A 2,965-nucleotide genomic window follows, 5' to 3' on the forward strand; every position below is an offset into this window, starting at 1 on the left:
CGCCGGCTGCATCAGGAGCGCGTCTGACGCACTCCTGACGCAACCTGACGCGACGCAGCATCATCGACACAGACTCGCTCAGTACAGATAGCACGGCGACGGAATCTCGTCGCCGCGGAAGACGATGTTGACAATGCGCACGACGTCCGCCACGCTGGTGATACCGTCACAGGTGATGTCCGACAGCGACCGATGCAGCGCCGGCGGGGGAGCGCCGCGAAACGCGACATCGGCGATCATGGTCACGTCGCGAATATCGTAGACCGCGTCGCCGTTGACATCGCCGCGGGAGGTGGCCACCAGGGCCCGGAAGGCATTGGCGCGGCCGAAGCCGAAGGTCGGATCCCATCCCGCCGCGCCCAGATCATCGGCGGAACGGGTGATGATCTCACGGATGGCCGGGCCGGGGTTGCAGTAGGGAACGTTGACATAGCGCGCCATCAACAACGCGGCGATCCCCGCTACCTGCGGGCAGGCGCCGGAGGTGCCGCCCATGGCGGAGGTGTAGTCGTAGGGCACGCCGATGTCGCGCCCGTTGCCGTAAATGCCGGTGATGTACGGATTCCAGCCGAGGACATCCGTCTGGTCGATGGTCCACTGATCCCCCTCAAGGTCGACATCACCGCTGGGGGCGACGAGATCCAGAGAATCGCCGCGGCAACTGTAGTACCAGATTGCGTTGGACTTGTCGATGGCGCCGACGGCGATGACTTCCGGCATGTTGGCGGGGAAGACGACCGGCAGAGGATGGGAGTTTCCCGCCGCGAACACCACGACGGCACCGGCGCGGGCATTGTATGCTGGGTCGACGAGGCCACCGCCGCAGCCGTTGGTCGCATAGCGGATGGCATTGGCGACGGCTGGAAAGGACGCGTTCGTGATGTACCCCCAACTGTTGGAGATGACGCGGGCACCGGTGCTGGCGGCGTAGTAGATCGCATTCGCAATCCTTATGGTGTCGATGCCCACGCCGCCATGCGTGAAGATTTTGACCGGCACGATGCGGCAACTGCCGAAGACACCAGCGATGCCTGAGCCGTTGTGGGATCCGCCGAGAATACCCGCACAGGCCATGCCATGGTTTCTGATAGCTCCGGGCCGAGGATCATCGTCGGTGGTGTGCCCGTCGGCTCCCGCGAAATCTCTGCCTGGCAAGAGTCGCGAGACGGGCAGATCAGCGTGGCTGATCAGACCGTCATCGATCACGGCCACCACAAGATCAGAGTCCGCCAGGGCGAACTGCCAAGCCTCCAGCGCATCGATGTCGGCGTCGACCACGCCACCGGTCTGTCCGGTGTTGTGCAGGTAGTACTGGTTGACGAAGTACGGGTCGGACGGCGCTGACATCAGCACCGGGGCCGCATACATCGACGCGCAGGCCCACTCCACCTCGGGCAGGACGTGCAATGCGTTCCCGTACATCAGCGGGATCTCTTTAATCGAGTCGTCGAGGGCGGCGATCCAGAGATTGTGCACAAACTCGTTGGAATCGACAAAGTGCAGTCCGAACTCTGCGAGAATCGCCAGGCCGGAGTCCGCCGACAGGTCGTCACGGAATTGCACATCGATCAGGTCGGTGACTTTGAACTCGGCGCTGTCGGAAACGACCCGATAGACCGGCAGGGCGCGGTTGACCGCCGGATCGGCCTGCATCTCGGCGGCGGCGGAAAGGTAGCCGCAGCCGTCCTGCAGTTCGAAGATATGAAAACCTCGTGCCAGATAGGTCCCGCTCTGCCCGGCTTGCAGGCAGGGATGTCCCGCCACGAAGGCTTCTATTTGTGGAACCGGACGCGTGGTGTCGAACTGGATGGCGATCCTGGCATCCGACGGCACGACGGGATAGGTGCGATCTTGGTCAAAGTAGAATTCCTGGGCCGCGAGAGGCCCGGTTGCCGCTGTCAACAAGGCAGCGGCCGTCAAGCACATGCGGAGTGTCATTGCCTCTTCCTCCTTCGGACAAGGTTGGCCGGCCCGTCATGCCAACCGTTTCGGACAAAGAGGGCGTGTCTCACGTCATGAACATCACAGGTGTTGCAGTGTGTGGACCGGCTGACCTCCTTTCGTCGTGGTGGGTTGTCTTTTCTGGCGTCGGTGGCTATGGTTTGGATCCCACCGCCACGCCGCCCACGCTGGCCCCCTCGGGATACCACGATCCCTCGGGGATGTAATGCAGCGGACTCCAGAGAATTTGTTCGATGGTCAAACTCGACAACGAGATGGTGACCAGGGGGCCCACGCCGCGATACAGTCCCGCTTCCCCTGCAACCACGATGAGGTCGCTTTCCGGGATGAAGTACGCCTGCCCGGGAAATGGCAAACAGGAGACGGTATCTTCCGGATCGCAGACAAAACGTTTCAGGTGTTGGTTGTGCTCCAGATTGAAGATGTCCACGGTCGGGTGGGAATCATTGATCAGAAATCGGCTGGGATCGGTGGCGGTGGCGTAGCGGCCGTCGTCGCTGATGCTGATCTGACCGAACGGGTAGATCAACCGGTGTTCCAAAAGCGTCTCGCCGGTCAGCACATCCCCGACCGCGAACCAGGAGTCCTGGATAAGTCCCCGCATGCCGATCACCGCCACGCGCCGGCCATCGGGATGGAGTCGTCTGTAGACGCTCTTTAGCGTCGTCCCATCGCTAAGCATCGGCAGCCAGCTCCCACTAATCTCCCCGGTCGCCACGTCGAGGACGCGTATGACGTTCTTGTTGTGAACCGCCACCTTGGTGCCGCTGACCGGCCCCCAGCCGACCTCCAGCGTGTCGGAGAAGGTACGGAGCACGGATCCATCAGCCGCGGAGCGCAATGTCGCTCCGCTGAACGCCTCGGGCTGCAACAGCCACGCCCCCCCGTCCAGCAGGCAGATCCCCCCGTACCCCGGAACCGACCACAGCATGGTCTTGCTCCGGGCGTCCCACTTCTCCAATTGCCAATCATAATCGTAGGGATCCGGATTCCGCAGACTCTG

At 62.6% G+C, this 2,965-nt stretch carries 2 protein-coding genes; both read right to left on the minus strand.

Annotated features, from left to right (window positions below; all coding sequences use genetic code 11):
• Positions 1 to 78: 78 nt before the first annotated feature.
• A complete protein-coding gene (locus tag VNN55_00890; protein HWO56101.1) occupies positions 79 to 1,938 on the minus strand; it encodes a S8 family serine peptidase in 1,860 nt (619 codons plus the stop codon).
• A 157-nt stretch (positions 1,939 to 2,095) separates the two neighbouring features.
• On the minus strand, positions 2,096 to 2,965 hold an 870-nt coding region (locus VNN55_00895), incomplete at its 5' end, for a hypothetical protein (GenBank protein ID HWO56102.1).

The sequence above is a fragment of the bacterium genome, assembly GCA_035559435.1.
Lineage (GTDB): Bacteria > Zixibacteria > MSB-5A5 > WJJR01 > WJJR01 > JACQFV01.